The sequence below is a fragment of the Variovorax sp. GW821-FHT09D04 genome (genome assembly GCF_059416405.1).
Genome location: NZ_JBWKPA010000012.1, coordinates 72,423 through 92,392, shown reverse-complemented (window position 1 = coordinate 92,392; position 19,970 = coordinate 72,423). Strand labels below are relative to the sequence as shown.

Below are 19,970 nucleotides of genomic sequence, written 5' to 3'. Positions count from 1 at the left end.
CATCACCCTCTTCGGATGCCCACAACGGGAGGCTTGGCCTGACGTGCTGTAACGGTTCGCCGGAAACTCTCGATCGCACGCCACTCGCCGTCGCCCCAGCGTTCGATGCGCTGGCCCAGACTGGGGGCGCCGGAGCGCATGTCGAGCCATGTTTGCCCCAGTTCGTTCAGCATTTCAAAACCGTCGGGTACATCCAGGGCGAGCGCTGCAAAAACCACTTGATCGGGTAATCGCTGGAGTCCCAACGCTTCGGCACGCTCAATGATCTTTTCCAGCCGCGAATAGAGTTCACTCGAACGCCGAGGGTTGTGGGATTCCGGGAGTGCACGGCGTAGTTCTGCATGCAGGAGATCGGCTTCGGCGTCTTCCAGCAACGCCGCATATTGCGCATCATCCATGCGGCAATTCTCAGCAGGAACGGGAGAGGTTGGCCCGCCGTCCGAGCGCACCACGCGAAGCTCGCACGCCCGGTCGAACCAGACCCATTCCTTGACTGCCCCCTGCAAGATGGCATGTTGCTCGGGGCTCAGATGATTGATCACACTGGGCAGCACGCGGGTATCACCGATGCGCAGATAGAGCGGGATTTCGTCGTCTGTGACCACGGCAGTCAACCAGGTCAGCGTGTGTGTCAAAAGCGTGAGTGAGTCTTCTGTTCGCACGAAGCTCAATCCAGGCTTGCCCGACAAGGCACCACGCAAGGACTCCGCGGAGTCCTTCTCGAATAGGAGGGACAGCGGCCACAGCAAGAGGCCCAGTTCTTCATAGTCCGCCAATGCCGTGTTGTCGAAGGCGCGGATGGGATCGCCGTAGATGACCTGCAAACGCGTCGAGCCCTCCGCGCCGAGAATGGCACCGTCTACGATGACCCATATGGCGTCCCTCGGCGCCTCGGCGGCACATCGCCGATGCCATTCGGCGAGGGATTGAATTTGTTCGACCGGCAGGGGGTCTTGCAGGTACGCGCGTTCCATCAGCGGCGCCCCATCGGCGAAGCCGCCGCCAAGGCCTTGAGCAGGCACTCCTTGCAGACCGCCTCGGCGAACTTGAACTCTGGCAAGGGGAGGTTCCGAGGGCCAATCAGTGAATGCGTGGTGGCATGCTCGACCCACGCACCTTTGGTTCCGTGGGTGATGCCTTGCGCCTTCCAGTGACTGAAACTGCCGCCACCGTTGACGATGACTTCTTCCTTTGCGGTGATTTCGATACGGTTGGCGGTTAGGGTGATATCCAGTTTTGCGAGCAGTTTGAGATTCTTCTCCAGGGCCTGAATGTCGATGTCAGCCTGGGCTGCGACCAAGCGCATGCCGGCCTTGTAGGCAAACAACCGCACCGCCCCCTTCACGCTTGCGAACAAGCTGGCACCTGCGCTCAGGCTGGTATGCCCGGCGCTGGTCAGCGCGATGTGTTCTCCGCTGGCCACATGCGTGCTGCCCGGCGTACTGGTTTCGATGCCGGCGGGGCTTGCCAGCACCAGATGCGGTGCCCCCAGTTCGGGGAAGCCAGTCTCGCTGCCTGCGCCTGACCTGAGTCCGGCAATGTCCTCGTTCTGCGACTTCAGAACAGCGGCGACATCGCTCTGGTCGCTGCCCGTGTCTTGTGCTCTGGCTTGTTGCGCGGCATCTGCAAGGCTCTCGTGCTGCTCGCGGGCCTGCGTGAGACGAGTGATCGTCTCGCCGAGATCCTTGGCATGCCTCATGGCGTTGTTTCGCGCCTCGGTCGTAATGAGCAGTCCATCCTTGGCGCGAATCGCCCCATGTCCATCGGTGCGGAGCTCAAAGCCCTCGCCTCTGGCATCTTTGCGGCCGGCGTTGTCTTCGACACGAGTGATGTGACCCAGGCTCAACGAACTGTGCTGGTGATCACTCTTGAGTTGCGCCTGGATCTTTCCATGGGTGTCGTCCAGCACCATGTGGTTGCTGCGCCCGGCAGCGCTGTTGCCACCGCCCTCGGTGAGTTCACGGCTCCTGAAGCCCGACAGTGCACTTTGCTCCGGCAACCGCCAGGGCGGCGTGTTCATCTGGTTGGACACACGTCCGGTGCAGATCGGGAGATCAGGGTCGCCACCGTAGAACTCGACAATCACTTCCTGCCCGATGCGTGGCAAGTGGATGCCACCCAACTGATTGCCGGCCCAAGGCGAGCTGACACGCAACCAACAACTGCTGTGCTGGTTCTTCTGGCCGATTCGATCCCAGGGGAACTGAACCTTGATGCGGCCGAGATCATCGGTCCACAGGTTCTCGCCTTCAGGGCCAACCACCAGTGCGGGTTGCGGGCCACCAGTCTTTGGCTTGGCGCGTACCGGGATCGGTCGCAAAGGCTGACTTGTCGGATGGGCCGTGAAGTCGACGTGCACCCGCCATTGCTGCTGTCGCTCTCGCACGGCGTCCCGGTTCTGGCTGTCTTGTCCAACGTCTTCGATGACGAAATGGGTATCGAGGACTAGATGCTCGGTGTTGACCCTCGCGCGTGGGTGCTTGCACAACAGGAACGTGCGGCCTGGCACGATGCTTCGCAGATTGCCGCTGGCCTGTGCGCGCTTGCCATGCGTGCGCAGGGCCTGCATCCGAAGCAGGGCGATCAGCCGGCCTTCGTCTAAAGGATCGTTGGATTCGGCAATGCCGGCGCGAGGTTGGGCATAGTGACTCCCGGCGCGGTCGGCGTGCCACTCGTAGACCTCGCCGTCGGCCTGCCCAGTCGGCCGGGGGGCTTTCCGGCCCGCGCTCAAGTCGGCCCGTGGCCGGGTGTAGTCATAGTCGCGGGTGGCGTATTGGCCGCTTGTGAGATGGCTGTGGGGGACAAAGCTGCTGATGTACTCGGCATCGGTCTTCCAGCCAGGCGCGTGGTACTCGATCTCGTGGTAGGCCTCGCTGTCGGCCTGCCGGTAGGCGCCCATGGCGTCGCTCAGGACCAGCCGATGCTTGCCGTCGGAATGTTCGAAGTGATAGCTCAGCCCCCATTCCTCGCACAGACGGCTGAAGAAATCGAAGTCTGTCTCGTTGAATTGCGTCTGAAAATCACGGGCTGGATAGGTCTCGAACAGGCGCTTTTCAACGGGGAATGGGTAGTCGGCCAACAGTTCGTCGAGGATCTGGACAACTGTCTTGTCCTGGAAGATCTTGCAGTCGGTCGTCAGGGTTGCCAAGTGCAGCCAGGGCCGAAGCGTGAGCTTGTACTGAACGTGTCGGCCTTCCTCGCCCCAAACGGAAGCATCGGTGATCAGGGCATTGATCTGCCGCACGCCGGATCCGATGGGGTCGCTGTCCGAGCCTGTGACGCCGAAAGAGCGAGTCCCGGAACCGTCGAGTTCGATCATGCAGTTGATCTCATGGCCGATCAGCGTATCGAGATCGAAGTCGGCCGCCTCGCTGGCGCCAAGATTCAAGGCATCGGGTGTCTTGAGAAGCAAGTCATAGGCGAACAAGCTGTTCATGCCTTCCTGGCCCGCGAGCCGCATGGGTGTCAGCGCCGGAGCGCCTTCAAACAATGGAATGGCGGTGCTGGAAATGGAAAGGGTGTGAGGCACGAGCGGCAGACCGGAGGGTGAGGGGTCTGGGGAGTCTGCTGCTCGAGCCGTTTCGGTTCTGCAAACAATGGTGAAACACCCGGTGTGTCAGGAACTTGGCTCGGCGGATTGCGAAAAATTCACGCGACTCGGCGCTCGCGGGGTCCACAAGAGGCCCAACGCGAGGTCGGTCAGCAGAAGCTACGTGACTGGAGAGCGGTTTACGCCAAGCCGTGGCCCAGCGCCTTCAACACGTCATGGCACGCACCCATCGTGTGGTAATCGGTCTTGCCGGCCGGGCTCTTCTCGTCGCTGATCTTCGCGTTCTGCGGCGTGAGGATGCGATACCACGCGCCGTGCGCGTGGTCGACGAAGTGCGCCCAGCTGTAGGCCCAGATCCGGTCGTACCAGTCCCAGTAGCCGGCATCGCCCGTGCGCACCGCGAGCAGGGCGGCGGCGGCGAAGCTTTCGGTCTGCACCCAGAAGTACTTGTCGCCGTCGCACACCGCGCCATCGGGCCCGAAGCCGTAGACCAGCCCGCCGTGCGTGGCGTCCCAGCCGCGCTGCATCGCGGTGTCGAAGAAGTGGCGTGCACGCGGAACGATCCATTCGGTGCCGGGCGCGCCGGGTCCGAGGTGGCTCTCGAGTTGCAACAGCAACTTGGCCCATTCGGTGAGGTGGCCGGTCTGGAAGCCCCAGGGCCGGAAGATGTTGGTCTTGTCGCCGCGGTTGTAGTCCCAGTCGACCGACCAGTCCTCGCGGTAGTGCTCCCACACCAGCCCGTCGGCGAGCGCGGCCTGCCGGCCCGTGATGCTTTCGGCCAGCGTGCGTGCGCGCTCGAGGTAGAAGGGCTCGCGCGTGGCGTCGTAGGCCGCGAGCATCGCCTCGCAGGCGTGCATGTTGGCGTTCTGGCCGCGGTACGGGCCGACCTGCCAGCTTGGTGTCGCCTCGTCGGCGTACAGCTGATGCTGCGGCTCCCAGAAATGCTGTTCCATCAGGTCGCGGGTGTGCGCGAGGCCGGCGCGCGCCTCCTCGACGCCGGCCATCAGCGCATGCGCGTGCGCCAGCAGCACGAAGGCCAGGCCGTAGCAGTGCTGCGTGCCGTCCTGCACGGTGGCTTGATGGCCATCCCAGTCGATCTGCCATGCATAGCCACCATTCGGCTGCGCATGCGCGGTCTGCAAGAACGCCAGGCCGTGCCGCACCGCCGCAAGGTCGTCGGGCCGGCCGAAGCGGCGCCACGCCATCGCGTGGTTGAACACGAAGCGCGTGCTGCTCACGAGGTGGCGCGTGCGGCGGTCGTACACCGTGCCGTCGTCCTTGAAGAAATGGAAGAAGCCGCCCGAGGCATCGCGGCTGCGCGGCGCGTAGAACGCCAGCGTGTGGGCGATGTGGCTGGCAAGGAATTCGGGTGAGCGGAAGTTCGGCATGGCGGTGATGGATTCAATCCGGGTGAAAGCGCATCGCGGCAGCGCAGCGGGCACGCCAGTTTTTCACGAAGCGTGCATGCGTGCCCGACATCCTCATGACGGTGCGCGTGCATGCATCGCGTTCGCAGGTGTGCGTGCTGCGGTGCGCAATGTCGTCGAGACGACAGTCGCTCGCACAGAGGGGGCGCACTCTGTGAATGGTTGCAGTGCAGCATAGGCATTTGCCCCAGTATGCAATTGCATAGCAGCCACCAACAATCGGTCCGCGCTCGATGGTGGCGCATTGAGATGGACCGCATGACCGATTTCTTTTTTCCGCACACGGACGACGCCGCGAGATGAGCGACGTCATTCTTGAAACACGCCAGCTCACCAAGGAATTCAAGGGATTCACCGCGGTCAGCAAGGTCGACCTCTCGGTGAAGCGCGGTTCGATCCACGCGCTCATCGGCCCCAACGGTGCCGGCAAGACGACCTGCTTCAACCTGCTCACCAAATTCCTCGAACCCACGGCCGGCACGATCCTGTTCAACGGCCACGACATCACGGGCGAACGCCCGGCGCAGATCGCGCGACGCGGCGTGATCCGCTCGTTCCAGATCTCCGCCGTGTTCCCGCACCTCACGCTGCTCGAGAACGTGCGCCTGGGCCTGCAGCGCAAGCTGGGCACCTCGTACCACTTCTGGAAGAGCGAGAAGTCGCTCAAGCCGCTCGATGCGCGCGCCCGCGAACTGCTCGCCGAGGTGGGCCTTGAAGAGCTGGCCGACGAACAGACCGTGAACCTGCCCTACGGCCGCAAGCGCGCGCTCGAGATCGCCACCACGCTGGCCATGGAGCCCGAGCTGATGCTGCTGGACGAACCCACGCAGGGCATGGGCCACGAAGACGTGCACCGTGTGGCCGAGCTCATCAAGCGCGTGTCGGCCGGACGCACCATCCTGATGGTCGAACACAACATGAGCGTGGTCTCGACCATCGCCGACACCATCACGGTGCTGCAGCGCGGCGCCGTGCTGGCCGAAGGCCCGTACGCCGAAGTCTCGAAGAACCCGCAGGTGATGGAAGCCTACATGGGCACCACCGACGGCGAAATGCAGGGGGCTCACTGATGACCGCTGCACTCGAAATCAAGGGCCTGCAGGCCTGGTACGGCGAATCGCACGTGCTGCACGGCGTCGACATGGTCGTGCAGCCGGGCGAGGTCGTCACGCTGCTGGGCCGCAATGGTGCGGGCCGCACGACGACGATGCGCGCCGTGATGGGGCTCACCGGCGCCCGCAAGGGCAGCATCAAGGTCAACGGCGTCGAGACCGTCTCGATGGCGACGCACCGCATCGCCCACCTGGGCATCGGCTACTGCCCCGAAGAGCGCGGCATCTTCGCCAGCCTCTCGTGCGAAGAAAACCTGATGCTGCCGCCCGAGCTGAAAGGCGCGGGGCAGGGCATGTCGGTCGACGAGATCTACGCCATGTTCCCCAACCTGGCCGAGCGCCGCCACAGCCAGGGCACGCGCCTGTCGGGCGGCGAGCAGCAGATGCTGGCCGTGGCGCGCATCCTGCGCACCGGCGCCAAGCTGCTGCTGCTCGACGAAATTTCCGAAGGCCTCGCGCCCGTCATCGTGCAGGCGCTGGCCCGCATGATCACCACGCTGCGCGCCAAGGGCTACACCATCGTCATGGTCGAGCAGAACTTCCGCTTCGCCGCGCCGCTGGCCGACCGCTTCTACGTGATGGAGCACGGCCGCATCGTCGAGAAGTTCGGCGCCGCCGAGCTCGAAGCCAAGATGCCCGTGCTGACCGAGCTGCTCGGCGTCTGAGTTCTTTCACCCCTTGCCACTGCTGGAGACATCCATGAAAAATCAGCTCACCGCTTTCGCCCTGGCTTTCAGCGCACTGGCGCTTGCAGCGTCCGCCCAGGCGCAAGGCCAGGACAAGGTCAAGATCGGCTTCATCACCGACATGTCCAGCCTGTACGCCGACCTCGAAGGCAAGAACGGCGCGCTGGCGATCCAGATGGCCATCGACGACTTCGGCGGCAAGGCGGCCGGCAAGCCGGTCGAGCTGCTCACCGTCGATCACCAGAACAAGCCCGACATCGCCGCCTCGAAGGCGCGCGAGTGGATCGACACGCAAGGCCTGAGCATGGTCTTCGGCGGCACCAACTCGGGCGTGGGCCTGGCGCTGGCCAAGGTCGCGGCCGAGAAGAAGCGCGTGTATTTCAACAACGGCGCGGCCTCCTCGGCGCTCACCAACGAACAGTGCTCGCCCTACACCGTGCACTACGCCTACGACACCGTCGCGCTCGCCAAGGGCACCGGCGCCGCGGTGGTCGACGGCGGCGGCAAGACCTGGTTCTTCCTGACGGCCGACTACGCCTTCGGCCACGCGCTCGAAGCCGACACCTCCACCGTCGTGAAGGCCAAGGGCGGCACGATCGTCGGCGCGGTGCGCCATCCGCTCAATGCGTCCGACTTCTCGTCGTTCCTGCTGCAGGCGCAGAACTCCAAGGCGCAGATCCTGGGCCTGGCCAACGCGGGCGGCGACACCGTCAACAGCATCAAGGCGGCCAAGGAGTTCGGCATCGGCAAGTCGATGAAGCTGGCCGGCCTGCTGATCTTCCTGAGCGACGTGCACAGCCTGGGCCTGAAGAACACCGAAGGCCTGCAGTTCACCACCAGCTGGTACTGGGACCTGAACGACGAGACCCGCAAGTTCGCCAAGCGCTTCTTCGACAAGACCAAGCGCATGCCCACCGAAATCCAGGCCGCCGACTACTCGGCCACCATGACCTACCTCAAGGCCGTGGACGCCGCCAAGACCGACGATGCCGACAAGGTCATGGCCGAGCTCAAGAAGATGAAGCTCAACGACTTCTTCGGCACCGGCCAGATCCGCCCCGACGGCCGCTATGTGCACGACATGTACCTGATGCAGGTCAAGTCGCCCGCCGAATCGAAGACGCCGTGGGACTACTACAAGCTCGTGAAGAAGCTGCCCGGCGACACGGTGTTCACCACCAAGGCCGAGTCCAAGTGCACGCTCTGGAAGTGACACCACCGAACACCCCACAGGAACAACATCCATGAAGACCACCACATTCGCTCTCTCCGCCGTTTTCGCCGCCGCCGCGCTGGCCGCCGGCACCGCCCAGGCACAGGACAAGGTCAAGATCGGCTTCGTCACCGACATGTCGAGCCTGTACGCCGACGTCGAAGGCAAGAACGGCGCGCTGGCGATCCAGATGGCCATCGACGACTTCGGCGGCAAGGTCAACGGCATGCCCATCGAGCTGCTCACGGCCGACCACCAGAACAAGGCCGACATCGCCGCCTCCAAGGCGCGCGAGTGGATCGACACGCAGGGCCTGACCATGCTGTTCGGCGGCACCAGCTCCGGCACGGCCCTGGCCATGGCCAAGGTGGCGCAGGAGAAGAAGCGCGTCTTCGTCGTGAACGGCGCCGGCAGCTCGGCGCTCACCAACGAACAGTGCTCGCCCTACACCGTGCACTACGCCTACGACACCGTCGCGCTCGCCAAGGGCACCGGCGCGGCCGTCATCGGCCGTGGTGACAAGAGCTGGTACTTCCTGACCGCCGACTACGCCTTCGGCCAGGCCCTCGAAGCCGACGCGACCAAGGTCGTGAAGGAAAAGGGCGGCACCGTGCTGGGCTCGGTGAAGGCGCCGCTCAATACCTCCGACTTCTCGTCCTTCCTGCTGCAGGCGCAGAACTCCAAGGCGCAGGTGCTGGCGCTGGCCAATGCCGGCGGCGACACCATCAACAGCATCAAGGCCGCGAAAGAGTTCGGCATCACCAAGAGCATGAAGATGGTGGGCCTGCTGGTGTTCGTGACCGACGTGCACAGCCTGGGCCTGAAGAACACCGAAGGCCTGCTGCTCACCACCAGCTGGGACTGGAACCTGGACGACAAGACGCGCGCCTTCGGCAAGCGCTTCTTCGAGAAGACCAAGCGCATGCCCACCGACATCCAGGCCGCCGACTACTCGGCCACCATGACCTACCTGAAGGCCGTGCAGGCCGCCAAGACGGTCGATGCCGACAAGGTCATGGCCACGCTCAAGTCCACGCCCATCGACGACTTCTACGCCAAGGGCAGCATCCGCGCCGACGGCCGCTTCGTGCACGACATGTACCTGGTGCAGGTCAAGTCGCCGGCCGAATCCAAGCAGCCGTGGGACTACTACAAGGTGGTCCAGAAGTTGAAGGGCGAAGAAGTCTTCACGACCAAGGCCGAAAGCCGCTGCGCCCTCTGGAAGTGACCTCCCGCGGGCGCCCCTGCGGCGCCCGGGTTCGTTGAAACGCTTATGAACATTTCCCTTCCCGCCTTGTTGAGCCAGCTCCTTCTGGGGCTGGTCAACGGCTCGTTCTACGCCATCCTGAGCCTCGGGCTGGCGGTGATCTTCGGTTTGCTCAACGTCATCAACTTCGCGCACGGCGCGCTGTTCATGCTCGGGGCCGTCCTCACCTGGATGGCGATGGAGTACCTGGGCGTCAACTACTGGGTGATGCTGATTGCCGCACCGGTCCTCATCGGCCTGTTCGGCGTGGTCATCGAACGATTGCTGCTGCGCTGGATCTACAAGCTCGACCACCTCTACGGCCTGCTGCTCACGCTGGGCCTCACGTTGCTGATCGAAGGCGTGTTCCGCTCGGTCTATGGCGTGTCGGGGCTGCCCTACGATGCGCCCGAGCTGCTGTCCAGTGCCACCGACCTGGGCTTCATGGTGCTGCCCAACTACCGTGCCTGGGTGGTCGTGGCGTCGCTGGTGATCTGCTTTGCGACCTGGTACGTGATCGAGAAGACGCGCCTGGGTGCCTACCTGCGCGCCGGCACCGAGAACCCGCGCCTGGTGGAAGCCTTCGGCGTCAACGTGCCGCTGATGATCACGCTGACCTACGCCTTCGGCTGTGCGCTCGCCGCCTTCGCAGGCGTGCTGGCCGCGCCGGTGATGCAGGTGTCGCCGCTGATGGGGCAGAACCTCATCATCGTGGTGTTCGCGGTGGTCGTGATCGGCGGCATGGGCTCCATCATGGGCGCCATCCTCACGGGCCTGGGCCTGGGCGTCATCGAAGGGCTCACCAAGGTTTTCTATCCCGAGGCTTCTTCGACGGTTGTGTTCGTGATCATGGTCATCGTGCTGCTCATCCGCCCCGCCGGCCTGTTCGGCAAAGAGAAATAAGGCGAGCGGCATGAACATGAAAAAAATCTCCACCGTCGTCTACGCGCTGCTGCTGGTCGCCCTGGTGCTCGCGCCGTTCTTCGGCGCGTATCCGGTGTTCGTGATGAAGCTCATGTGCTTCGCGCTGTTCGCCGCGGCCTTCAACCTGCTGCTGGGCTACACCGGCCTGCTGTCCTTCGGCCACGCAGCCTTCCTGGGCGGCTCCGCGTACGTGGCGGGCCATGCGATCAAGGTCTGGGGCCTCACGCCCGAACTGGGCCTGATCGCGGGCACGCTCACCGGCGCGCTGCTGGGCTGGCTGTTCGGCGTGCTGGCCATCCGTCGCCAGGGCATCTACTTCGCGATGATCACGCTGGCGCTCGCGCAGATGATGTTCTTCGTCGCGCTGCAGGCCAAGTTCACGGGCGGCGAAGACGGCCTGCAGGGCGTGCCGCGCGGCAAGCTCTTCGGCGTCGTCGACCTGTCGAACGACCTCACCATGTACTACGTGGCGCTGGTGATCGTGGTCGCGGCCTTCCTGCTGATCGTGCGCACCATCCACTCGCCGTTCGGGCAGGTGCTCAAGGGCATCAAGGAAAACGAGCCGCGCGCGCTCTCGCTGGGCTACGACGTGAGCCGTTTCAAGCTGCTGGCCTTCGTGATCTCGGCCGCGCTGTCGGGTCTGGCCGGCTCGCTCAAGACGCTGGTGCTGGGCTTTGCCACGCTGTCCGACGTGCACTGGACCGCCTCGGGCCAGGTCATCCTGATGACGCTGGTGGGCGGCCTGGGCACGCTGTCGGGCCCCATCGTGGGCTCGGCGGTGGTGGTGCTGCTCGAGAACAAGATCGGCGAACTCGGCAACTTCCTGGCGCGCATCACGACCGTCGACTGGTTCAACACGCTGGGCGAGTCGGTCACCATGGTCACGGGCCTGATTTTCGTGATCTGCGTGCTGGCCTTCCGCAAGGGCATCATGGGCGAGATCATCGCCTTCATCGAGCGCCGCCGCGCGAAGTAGCGATGCCGGTGGCGTGACAGCGGGAGGTTACCCTCCCTGCGGCGCCACCGCTTGTGCCCCCTGTGGCCGGGGCGCAGAATCCGGCTCCCACTTCGAGGAGCCGGCCATGGCCCTTCTTCCGTACTTTGTCCTCCCGCCCGAGCGGCGCGAAACGCCCTTGAACGTGCTCGGCACGCAGGTGACGGTGCTGGCGTCGAACGCTTCGACGCAGAGCTACGGCGTCACCTTCCAGCGCGGCGACGAAGGCACGGGCCCGCCACCGCACAGCCACGACTGGGACGAATCGTTCTACGTGCTCGGCGGCGAGGTCGAGTTCCTCTGCGACGGCCAGGCGCATCGGTGCCAGCCCGGCACGCTGGTGCACGTGCCGCGCGGCACGGTGCACGGCTTTCATTACGGCAAGGGCGGCGGTCAGATGCTCGAGATCACCGGGCAGGACGCGATGGCCGCGCAGATGTTCACCGCCATCGACCGCGAGATTCCGGTCGGGCCGGCGCCCGACATTCCGAAGCTGCTGGCGGTGCTGGAGCGCAATGGGGTGACGGTCTCCGCGTGAGTCGCGGCCCTCATCGGCACTGACAAGCCGACTCAATCCAAAACCACCGGTTCCCGTGGCGACGCCGCATGCAGCGCTCGGCACAATCATCCGCACCCGGCCGCACCGGCCCACACCGACAAGAAGATGGAGGAGACCCCCATGCGCAGACGGCTGCTCGCACTTTTCGTGGCGCTCGCGCTGACAGGGTGCATGACCCCACCGCCGCTGCCGCCGAACGGCGGCCAGCTCGCGAAGGGCGCGAAGGTCGGCCTGCTGGTGCGCATCCCCACCGCCTCTGCGGAACACATGCACGTGGGCACGACCGTCTTCAACAACTTCTCGACCACGTACCCGTTCCCCTGGAACCCCACGGCCAAGGTCTACGAGGCCTTCACGTCGGAGCTCGAAAAAGCCGGCTTCCAGGTGGTGCGGCTCACGAGCTTTGCCACGACCTCCGTCAACGCGCTGGCTGTCTTCAAGCACGATCGCTGGATCGCGAATCCTGCGCAGGCGTGGGCGACCCGCAAGCTGAAGGACGACCAGATTGCCGCGGTGGTCCTCGTCGAGGCGACGCGAACGCAGGCGCGCATGGAATGCACCGGCGGGCCCTGCGGCGAGAGCGTCATGCAGAACTCGGGCCTCTTCACGCGCGGCATGCTGGGGTCGACGCGGTACTACGCGGTGCCCGCGATCGAAGCCAAGGTCTTCGTCATGGACCCGCCACTGAACCTCGCGGCCTACGAGCCGATGCTCGCCCAGCAGCGGCAACGGGTGCGGCAGCTCAAGGATTTCCAGGAACCACGCGACCTCAAGCGGTTGAGCACTGCCGAGTTCGCGCCGGTCGCTTCGGCGATCGACGACCACGTCCGCGCGCTGTCGCGCAACACGGCGCAGGCGCTGAGCCAGGGCGTGAAGTAGCCCGCCGCGCCGGGCTTCGGCTCACAGCCGCAGCGGCGCCGCGTAGCCCGTCATCTCGAGGTAACCGCGCCCCACGCGCTGGCCCTGCTGCACATCGCGCAGCTCGCTCAAGCCTTCCCAGTACACGCCGCCCGTGGAGCCGCGGCTGTCCAGTTCCTGGTCGTCGAGCAGGGCCTGTACCTCGAATCGCCCCGCGGGCGTGTCGATGCGCCAGTGCGTCGGGTAGCTCGCGCGCGTGCGCGGGCTGGTCCAGCTGCGCAGCGCGTCGAAGCGCACCTCGCCGGGCTGGAAGATGCGCGCCGCGCCGCCGCGCGGGCGGAACGAGCCGCCCGACCACAGCGCGCTGCCGTCGCGGCGGCGCAGGTGGAAGGCGGTGAGCGCGCTGCCGTCGTCGAGGTTCATGCCGATCCAGTCCCAGCCCACGGCCTCGGGGTGCATCAGCGCCTCGCTCCATTCGTGGTCGAGCCAGGCGGTGCCGGCGATCTCGAACGGGGCCTGGCCCTGCAAGGTGAGGCGACCCTGCGCCTGCAGCTGCGGCTCGCTGTAGTAGTAGCTCGCCTGCTCGGGCTCGGGGCCTTTGCGCGACAGGCCTTCGCGGCCCTGCAGCAGCACGGGTTGCGACGGCGCGAAGCGCAGGTCGAGCGTGAACTCGCCGGCGGGGATGCGCGCGGTGTAGGCGCCGCTGCCGGCGTCGCGCACCAGCGACCAGTCGCGCAGCCGCACGTCGGTGTCGGTCTCGCTGGCCGAGGCCACGTCGAAGCCCGCGCGTGCGATGCGCTGGTCGTGCCGCAGCACGCGGCCTTCGAGGTCGGTGACGGCGGCGTGCGCGAACACCAGCTGCTTGGCCGCGAAGGCCGAGCGCATGGCCTGCGTGGCATCGACGCGCGAGCGGAAGAAGGTCACCTGGAAACCGAACGCGCGGCCCGCGGCGGTCTGGCCGTGGCCGGTGATGTACCACCACTCGGTGCGCAGCTCGGGGTGGCTGCCGAAGTCGCGCGGGAACTGCAGCGCCTTCGCGGGCAGGGCCCAGGCAGCATGCGGCGCGCCCGAGGCGGCCAGCGCGGCCAGCAGCAGGAGCTGCCGCCGCGCGATGAGGCCGCCGGGTGCGCGCATGGACATCCTCAACCCGCCACCAGCGCGTCGATGCGTTGCTGCGCGGGCACGATGTCGCCGAAGGCGTGGCGCACCCAGTCGGCGTCGTGGTAGCTCGGCAGGTAGCGTTCGCCCGCGTCGCACAGCAGCGACAGGATCGAGCCCTGCTGGCCGGCCGCGCGCATTTCGTGCGCCACGGCCAGCATGCCGACGAAGTTGGTGCCGGTCGACGGGCCGACCTTGCGGCCCAGCAGCGCCGACAGCGCATGCATGGCGGCCACCGAGTCGAGGTTGGGCACTTCGAGCATGCGGTCGACCAGCGTGCGCACGAAGCTGGGCTCCACGCGCGGGCGGCCGATGCCTTCGATGCGCGAGCCGGGCGCCGTGAGCGTGGCGTCGCCGCTGCGGTGGTAGGCCGAGAACACCGAGCCCTCGGGGTCGGCCACGCACACCTGCGTGTCGTGGCAGCGAAAGCGCAGGTAGCGCCCGATGGTGGCGCTGGTGCCGCCGGTGCCGGCGCCCACCACGATCCACGCGGGCACCGGGTGCCGCTCGCGCGCCATCTGCTGGAACATGCTCTCGGCGATGTTGTTGTTGCCGCGCCAGTCGGTCGCGCGCTCGGCGTAGGTGAACTGGTCCATGTAGTGGCCGCCGCTGCGCTCGGCCAGCGCGCGGGCCTCGTCGTACACCTGCGCCGCGTGGTCCACGAAGTGGCAGCTCGCGCCGTAGAAGGCGATCTGCGCGACCTTCTCGGGCGAGGTGCTGCGCGGCATCACGGCGATGAAGGGCAGGCCCAGCAGCCGCGCGAAGTAGGCCTCGCTCACGGCGGTGGAACCGCTGGAGGCCTCGACGATGGTCGTGCCTTCGCGCACCCAGCCGTTGCACAGCGCGTACAGGAACAGCGAGCGCGCGAGCCGGTGCTTGAGGCTGCCGGTGGGGTGCGTCGATTCGTCCTTCAGGTACAGGTCGATGCCGTGCGCGGCCAGCGCGGGCAGCGGCAGCGGAATGAGGTGCGTGTCGGCACTGCGCTGGTAGTCGGCTTCGATGCGGCGGATCGCGCCGGCGAGCCAGCTGTCGCAGGAAGAGGTTGAAGGGGTGGTGGGCTGCATAGCGCGCCAGTCTACAAGTCATGCCTTGTAACCCGGCGGGTGACAGAAATCGGGATACTGCCCGCTGCCAATCCACAACAAGACCGGAGACGAACTGCATGAAGAGAATGAACCATCGGCTTTCCCTGGGCGCCGTGTCGCTGGCGGTCCTCGCCCTCGCAGGGTGTGCGTCCAATGCCCCGGGCGTGAACACGCCCACGCGACCCTCCTCATCCTTCGCGGTGCCCGGCCTCGAGAAGCCCGCCGAAGTGCTGGTCGACCGCTGGGGCGTGCCGCACCTGTACGCCGGCACGCTCTACGACGCCTTCGTGGCGCAGGGCTTCATCGCCGCGCGCGACCGGCTCTGGCAGATGGATCTGTGGCGCAAGCGCGGCCTGGGCGAGATGGCGAAGGACTTCGGCCCCGCCTGGGTCGAGAGCGACCGCGCCGCGCGCGCCGTGCTCTACCGCGGCGACATGTACCGCGAATGGCTGGCCTACGGCTCCGACGCCAAGCGCGTGGCCGAGGCCTTCACGGCCGGCGTCAATGCCTACGTGGCGCAGGTGCGCGCGCAGCCCGCGCTGCTGCCCACCGAGTTCGCGCTGCTGGGCTACCAGCCGGCCACGTGGTCGCCCGAAGACGTGGTGCGCATCCGTCACCACGGGCTCACGCTCAACTTCAGCTCGGAAGTCGACCGTGCACGCGCCTTCTGCGCCGGCGCGCCGGGCGTCAAGGCCGACTGGCTGCGCCGAGAACTCGATCCGCCGGTCACGCCCAAGGTGCCCGAGGGCTTCGATCCCTGCAGTCTTCCGGCGGCGGAGCTGCGCGCGGCCTACCTGCGGGCGACCGATGCGCCGCGCTTCACCAAGGAGAACACGCGGGTGGGCATGAACGCGGGCGCGTCTTCTGCGCCGGTCGCGCTGCTGCCGGGCAGCGCCGAGGCGATGGCCGCGAAAGCCGAACAGGATGAAGCGTCGCAGGGCGACCCCACCGCCGCCTACGGCAGCAACAACTGGGTCATCGCGCCGAAGCTCACGTCCACGGGCCGGCCCATCCTGGCCAACGACCCGCACCGCGCGCATGGCGCGCCGAGCCTGCGCTACATGACGCACCTGAGCGCGCCCGGCATGGACGCCATCGGCGCGGGCGAGCCCTTCCTGCCCGGCCTGTCGATCGGCCACAACGGCACCATCGCCTTCGGCCTCACGCGCTTCTACATGGACCAGGAAGACCTGTACGTGTACGAGCTCAACCCGGCCAACCCCGAGGAGTACCGCTACCAGGGCCGCTGGGAGCCGATGACGCGCGTCACCGAGCGCATCGCGGTCAAGGGCGAGGCCGCGCCGCGCGAGGTGGTCAACACCTTCACGCGCCACGGCCCGGTGCTGGTCGCGGAGCCCGGCAAGCGCCGCGCCTTCGCCTTGCGCGCCGCCTGGCTGGAGCCCGGCATGGCGCCGTACTTCGGTTCGATGGACTACATGCGCGCGCGCAACTGGGACCAGTTCCGCGCCGCCATGAACCGCTGGGGCGCGCCGGGCGAAAACCAGGTGTATGCCGACAGCAGCGGCAACGTCGGCTGGATTCCGGGCGGGCTCACGCCGATCCGCCCGAACTGGGACGGCCTCCTGCCCGTGCCCGGCGACGGCCGCTATGAATGGTCGGGCTTTCGCAACGGCGACGAGCTGCCCTCGGAGTTCAACCCCGCGCGCGGCTACGTGGTCACGGCCAACGAGAACAACATCCCGCCCGACCATCCGGCCGCGAAGAAGGGCGTGGGCTACGAGTGGAGCGATGCGGCCCGCGCGCGCCGGCTCAAGGGACTGTTCGCGGCCAAGGTGGCGGCGGGGTCGCGCTTCACCATCGAGGACTCGGAGCGCATGCAGAACGACATCGTCGCGACCCCGGCGCAGCGCGTGCTGAAGCTCTTGGCCGGCCAGCGCAGCGACGACGCCCAGACCGCGGCGGCGCTGCGCCTGCTGCAGGGCTGGGACGGCGCCATGGACCGCGACAGCGCAGCGGCCGCGCTGTACGAGGTGTGGAGCAGCAAGTTCCTGCGCCAGGCCGTGCTCAAGGCGGGGGCGGGCGATGCCGCTGCCGCGCTGGCCGCGCCCGGCGACAACACGCGCATGGTGCTGCTGCTGGAGAACCCGTCCGGCTGGGTGAGCAACGCGCAGCGCGATGCCTTGCTGCTGACGACCTTGCCCGCCGCCATGCAGGAGCTGTCCGCCAAGCTCGGGCCCGACCCGGCGGCGTGGAAGTGGGGCGCCTTGCACCGCGCGGAGTTCCGGCATCCGCTGGGTGGCGTGGTCGATGCGGCCACGCGCAAGAAGCTCGAGGTGGGCGACTGGCCGATGTCCGGCTCGTCGTTCACGCCGATGGCGGCCACCTACCGCGCGAACGACTACAAGCTGACCTCGGGCGCGTCGTTCCGCATGGTGCTCGACGTGGGCAACTGGGACGCCTCGCGCGTCATCAACACGCCGGGCCAGTCGGGCAACCCCGACAGCCCGAACTACCGCGACCTGGCGCCGCTGTGGCTCGAAGGCAAGTACGTGCCGCTGGTCTACAGCCGTGGCGCGGTCGAGAAAGAAACGGTGGAACGGATCCAGCTGACGCCGGGGCGCTAGCAGGACCGGTCACGCAAGAGGGCGCTGCCCGCGCCCCGCCGCGGCGCGCCCGGCCATGCCGGTCGTCACGCGGTCGTCATTCGCCGATGTGATGCTTGCAGGAGTTGAAATACTGCCCACAAGCTTGCTGACACGATCCACTTCTTCCTTGTTGACTTCAGCGCATGGTGGTCGTGGGCGAGTGGTTGGACGGGGCTTGGGCCGGGGCAGGGACGACAGGCTCGTGCGAGCCTTTGTCTGTGGCCTCACGTGCACCGTGGTGTGCGTCTGCATCGCCTGGGGATCGACAGCGAAGGCCGTGGCCGCAAGCACCGACGTGCAGTCGGCAGATGCCGCCACCCGCGCGTCGTCCGAAGCGCAGATGCTGGACTTCGACCTGCCGGCGCAGCCCTTGGCGGCTGCCCTGGCGCAATACGCCGCGGTGTCGGGGCGGTCGGTGATGTTCATCGACGAGTGGGTGGCGGGGCGAACGTCCGCCCCGGTGCGCGGGCGCCATACGCCGCATGCCGCCTTGCGGGCCTTGCTGGCCGGCACGGGTTTCACCGCGGACGACGTGGACACGCAGCTTTCCGGTGCCTTCATCCTGAAGCGCGTCGCCGCGGCGCCCGGGCTGGCATCGACCGCCGCTTCGCAACGCGGGTACGACGCCCTGGTCCAGGCCCGTGTCTGGGACGCGCTGTGCGCCGATCTGCGTACGGCCCCCGGCCACTACCGCGCGATCCTGCAACTGCAGGTGACCGCGTCGGGCCGCATCAGCCAGGCCCGCCTGGTGTCGTCTTCGGGAGACCCCGGGCGGGACGCCGCCATGCTCGCGGCATTGGCCCCTCTGAAGATGGACCATCCCCCGCCGGCGGACCTGGCGCTGCCGCTCACGCTGGCCATCCTCCCGCACGACGTGTTGCCCGGGCCTCGCTGTGCCACGGTGCACTGACGCATGACGGAGAACGTCATCCCGCTGCTGCGCAGCTTCCTGGTGCAACGCTACGAGCAGCTCAGGCAACGCCTGGCCGTGCGGCTGGGCAATCGCGAACTGGCGGAAGACGCCCTGCACGAAACCTGGCTGAAGCTGGAGCGCAGCCAGCCCATGGCGGGCCCCATTGCCACGCCCCAGGCGTACCTGCTGCGCATGGCGGTCAACCTGGCGATCGACGTCCGGCGCGCACAGAGCCAGGTCTTGCTGTCCGACGACATCGAGCTGCTGATGAATGAACTGCCGGACCCGGCGCCCGGTCCCGCCGAGGTCGCCGAAGCCCGTTCGCAGCTGGAGGCGCTGGACGGCCTGCTGTCGCGCCTGCCGCCGCGCCGCCGCGAAATCCTGCTGCTGGTTCGACTGGAGGGCTGGTCCCAGCGGGACGTGGCCACGCGGCTTGGCATTCCTGTGCGGACCGTCGAGTACGAACTGAAGGCCGCACAGGATCTTCTGTTCTCGCGGCTGGAACCGCGCTCTGGCAGGTCTTCATGACGGCACGAAGAAATAGTTTGCGGATTGTGGTGTCGGCAACCGTCTACCAAGTACGGGGCCCCTGAAACCGACATGACGACGCACCCTTCACCACCGACGCTTCCCGAGACGCTGCGCGAAGACGCGCGCGCGTGGGTGCGCAAGCTGCATTCGGGCGCCGCCACGCAGTGGGAGGCCCAGGCGTTCCGGCGCTGGCGTGACGCGAGTCCCTTGCATCAGGCGGCGTTCATCGAGGCCCGGCAGCAGTGGCGCGTGCTTCAACCTGCACTGAACAGGTTGGTGCGCACCGACGCCGAAGCGGCGAGCCTTCACCGCGAGACCCTGCGCAAGCCCGCGGCGAGCCGCCGGGCCTTCCTTGGGGTGGCCGGCGCAGCCGCCGCGGCCGGTGTTGCGGGGGTGGCGGTCTATTCGCCCCTGGGGTTGTGGCCCGCGGCCAATGAATGGCGTGCGGACTGGCGCACGGCCGCCGGCGAGCAGCGTGCCATCGCGTGGTCCGACCAGATCGGCGTGACCATGAACACCCGCACCAGCATCCGCCGGGTGGCCTCGGACGACCAGGCCGAGGGGCTGGAGTTGCTGAACGGCGAAGCGGCGATCGAGATGCTGCCCAGTGCGCGCACCTTCAGCGTCGTGGCCGGCACCGGACGCAGCATTGGCGAATCGGCGCGCTTCGAGATCAGCCGCCTGGAAGGGCGTGTGTGCGTGACCTGCCTGGCGGGACGCGTGCGCATCGAGCATCCGGCCGGCGACCGTGTGCTGCTGGCACGCCAGCAAGCGGTCTACCGCGATCATTCCATCAGCGGCATCGCCGCCGCAGACCCCGAGGTGGCTTCCGCCTGGCGGCGCGGTGAGCTCGTGTTCAAGCAGGCGCCCTTGTCGGCGGTGCTGGACGAGATCAATCGCTACCGCCCCGGGCGTGTGGTGCTGATGGTGGATGCGCTGCGGGGGAAAACGGTCACCGCGACCTTCAAGCTCGACCGCCTCGATTTGGCCTTGCTCCAGATGCAGCGCTCCTTCGGTTTGAACGCCCGGTCGCTCCCCGCCGGCGTGCTGGTCCTGAGCTAGAGGTGGACCTCGGGGTTGGGTGGCGACCCTGTTTCGATGTCGCGGC

The 19,970-nt window shown here is 67.0% G+C and carries 17 protein-coding genes; 12 read left to right on the top strand and 5 right to left on the bottom strand.

Annotated elements, in window-relative coordinates:
- Positions 1-2 precede the first annotated feature (2 nt).
- The 3 genes from AC07O4_RS27660 to AC07O4_RS27650 all read right to left on the bottom strand — a co-directional run bounded on the left by AC07O4_RS27660 (position 3) and on the right by AC07O4_RS27650 (position 4,938).
- The gene (locus tag AC07O4_RS27660; protein ID WP_495306206.1) at positions 3-974 is read right to left on the bottom strand and encodes a DUF4123 domain-containing protein; all 972 of its coding nucleotides are present in this window, start codon (positions 972-974) and stop codon (positions 3-5) included.
- Entirely contained in the window at positions 974-3,529 is a 2,556-nt protein-coding gene (locus tag AC07O4_RS27655; protein ID WP_495306205.1) for a type VI secretion system Vgr family protein, read from the bottom strand. The genes AC07O4_RS27660 and AC07O4_RS27655 overlap by 1 nt, the downstream gene beginning before the upstream one ends.
- Before the next feature lie 200 nt (positions 3,530-3,729).
- The gene (locus AC07O4_RS27650) at positions 3,730-4,938 is read right to left on the bottom strand and encodes an AGE family epimerase/isomerase (RefSeq protein ID WP_495306204.1); all 1,209 of its coding nucleotides are present in this window, start codon (positions 4,936-4,938) and stop codon (positions 3,730-3,732) included.
- A gap of 338 nt (positions 4,939-5,276) precedes the next feature.
- Between AC07O4_RS27650 and AC07O4_RS27645 the strand changes: the two genes are divergently transcribed.
- The 8 genes from AC07O4_RS27645 (at position 5,277) to AC07O4_RS27610 (ending at position 12,590) form a co-directional block, all read left to right on the top strand.
- Positions 5,277-6,047, top strand: a complete 771-nt coding sequence (locus AC07O4_RS27645; protein ID WP_062474077.1) for an ABC transporter ATP-binding protein — start codon at positions 5,277-5,279, stop codon at positions 6,045-6,047.
- A complete protein-coding gene (locus AC07O4_RS27640) occupies positions 6,047-6,754 on the top strand; it encodes an ABC transporter ATP-binding protein (RefSeq protein ID WP_062474075.1) in 708 nt (235 codons plus the stop codon). The genes AC07O4_RS27645 and AC07O4_RS27640 overlap by 1 nt, the downstream gene beginning before the upstream one ends.
- 34 nt (positions 6,755-6,788) lie before the next feature.
- Positions 6,789-7,988 (top strand): ABC transporter substrate-binding protein, encoded by a 1,200-nt coding sequence (locus AC07O4_RS27635; RefSeq protein ID WP_095949065.1) that lies wholly within the window; start codon positions 6,789-6,791, stop codon positions 7,986-7,988.
- A 31-nt stretch (positions 7,989-8,019) separates the two neighbouring features.
- Positions 8,020-9,216 carry an ABC transporter substrate-binding protein gene (locus AC07O4_RS27630; protein ID WP_095746043.1) on the top strand — a complete coding sequence of 399 codons (1,197 nt, stop codon included), beginning with the start codon at positions 8,020-8,022 and terminating at the stop codon, positions 9,214-9,216.
- A 45-nt stretch (positions 9,217-9,261) separates the two neighbouring features.
- The gene (locus AC07O4_RS27625) at positions 9,262-10,137 is read left to right on the top strand and encodes a branched-chain amino acid ABC transporter permease (protein ID WP_062474069.1); all 876 of its coding nucleotides are present in this window, start codon (positions 9,262-9,264) and stop codon (positions 10,135-10,137) included.
- 10 nt (positions 10,138-10,147) lie between these two features.
- Positions 10,148-11,134, top strand: a complete 987-nt coding sequence (locus AC07O4_RS27620) for a branched-chain amino acid ABC transporter permease (RefSeq protein WP_172438368.1) — start codon at positions 10,148-10,150, stop codon at positions 11,132-11,134.
- Positions 11,135-11,240: 106 nt separating this feature from the next.
- Positions 11,241-11,690, top strand: a complete 450-nt coding sequence (locus AC07O4_RS27615) for a cupin domain-containing protein (protein WP_495306203.1) — start codon at positions 11,241-11,243, stop codon at positions 11,688-11,690.
- 141 nt (positions 11,691-11,831) lie between these two features.
- Positions 11,832-12,590 carry a hypothetical protein gene (locus AC07O4_RS27610; RefSeq protein WP_495306202.1) on the top strand — a complete coding sequence of 253 codons (759 nt, stop codon included), beginning with the start codon at positions 11,832-11,834 and terminating at the stop codon, positions 12,588-12,590.
- Between the two features lie 21 nt (positions 12,591-12,611).
- Here AC07O4_RS27610 and AC07O4_RS27605 read toward each other — a convergent pair whose 3' ends face one another.
- Positions 12,612-13,703, bottom strand: a complete 1,092-nt coding sequence (locus tag AC07O4_RS27605; RefSeq protein WP_495306201.1) for a lipocalin-like domain-containing protein — start codon at positions 13,701-13,703, stop codon at positions 12,612-12,614.
- Between the two features lie 8 nt (positions 13,704-13,711).
- On the bottom strand, positions 13,712-14,791 hold the full coding sequence (locus tag AC07O4_RS27600) for a PLP-dependent cysteine synthase family protein (RefSeq protein ID WP_495306200.1): 1,080 nt from the start codon (positions 14,789-14,791) through the stop codon (positions 13,712-13,714).
- A 98-nt stretch (positions 14,792-14,889) separates the two neighbouring features.
- On the opposite strand from AC07O4_RS27600, the gene AC07O4_RS27595 reads away from it, so the two are divergent.
- From AC07O4_RS27595 to AC07O4_RS27580, 4 genes are all read left to right on the top strand, one after another.
- Positions 14,890-17,397 carry a penicillin acylase family protein gene (locus AC07O4_RS27595; protein ID WP_495306199.1) on the top strand — a complete coding sequence of 836 codons (2,508 nt, stop codon included), beginning with the start codon at positions 14,890-14,892 and terminating at the stop codon, positions 17,395-17,397.
- Between the two features lie 298 nt (positions 17,398-17,695).
- Entirely contained in the window at positions 17,696-18,328 is a 633-nt protein-coding gene (locus tag AC07O4_RS27590) for an STN domain-containing protein (RefSeq protein ID WP_495306198.1), read from the top strand.
- Positions 18,329-18,331: 3 nt separating this feature from the next.
- Positions 18,332-18,859, top strand: coding sequence for an RNA polymerase sigma factor (locus AC07O4_RS27585; protein ID WP_447745732.1), 528 nt, complete (start codon positions 18,332-18,334; stop codon positions 18,857-18,859).
- A 72-nt stretch (positions 18,860-18,931) separates the two neighbouring features.
- A complete protein-coding gene (locus AC07O4_RS27580; protein WP_495306197.1) occupies positions 18,932-19,924 on the top strand; it encodes a FecR family protein in 993 nt (330 codons plus the stop codon).
- Positions 19,925-19,970 lie beyond the last annotated feature (46 nt).

Coding starts and splice junctions, on each gene's coding strand:
- AC07O4_RS27660 (WP_495306206.1), bottom strand. CDS start 974: ATGGAACGCGCGTACCTGCAAGACCCCCTGCCGGTCGAACAAATTCAA.
- AC07O4_RS27650 (WP_495306204.1), bottom strand. CDS start 4,938: ATGCCGAACTTCCGCTCACCCGAATTCCTTGCCAGCCACATCGCCCAC.
- AC07O4_RS27645 (WP_062474077.1), top strand. CDS start 5,277: ATGAGCGACGTCATTCTTGAAACACGCCAGCTCACCAAGGAATTCAAG.
- AC07O4_RS27640 (WP_062474075.1), top strand. CDS start 6,047: ATGACCGCTGCACTCGAAATCAAGGGCCTGCAGGCCTGGTACGGCGAA.
- AC07O4_RS27635 (WP_095949065.1), top strand. CDS start 6,789: ATGAAAAATCAGCTCACCGCTTTCGCCCTGGCTTTCAGCGCACTGGCG.
- AC07O4_RS27630 (WP_095746043.1), top strand. CDS start 8,020: ATGAAGACCACCACATTCGCTCTCTCCGCCGTTTTCGCCGCCGCCGCG.
- AC07O4_RS27625 (WP_062474069.1), top strand. CDS start 9,262: ATGAACATTTCCCTTCCCGCCTTGTTGAGCCAGCTCCTTCTGGGGCTG.
- AC07O4_RS27620 (WP_172438368.1), top strand. CDS start 10,148: ATGAACATGAAAAAAATCTCCACCGTCGTCTACGCGCTGCTGCTGGTC.
- AC07O4_RS27615 (WP_495306203.1), top strand. CDS start 11,241: ATGGCCCTTCTTCCGTACTTTGTCCTCCCGCCCGAGCGGCGCGAAACG.
- AC07O4_RS27610 (WP_495306202.1), top strand. CDS start 11,832: ATGCGCAGACGGCTGCTCGCACTTTTCGTGGCGCTCGCGCTGACAGGG.
- AC07O4_RS27605 (WP_495306201.1), bottom strand. CDS start 13,703: ATGCGCGCACCCGGCGGCCTCATCGCGCGGCGGCAGCTCCTGCTGCTG.
- AC07O4_RS27600 (WP_495306200.1), bottom strand. CDS start 14,791: ATGCAGCCCACCACCCCTTCAACCTCTTCCTGCGACAGCTGGCTCGCC.
- AC07O4_RS27595 (WP_495306199.1), top strand. CDS start 14,890: ATGAAGAGAATGAACCATCGGCTTTCCCTGGGCGCCGTGTCGCTGGCG.
- AC07O4_RS27585 (WP_447745732.1), top strand. CDS start 18,332: ATGACGGAGAACGTCATCCCGCTGCTGCGCAGCTTCCTGGTGCAACGC.
- AC07O4_RS27580 (WP_495306197.1), top strand. CDS start 18,932: ATGACGACGCACCCTTCACCACCGACGCTTCCCGAGACGCTGCGCGAA.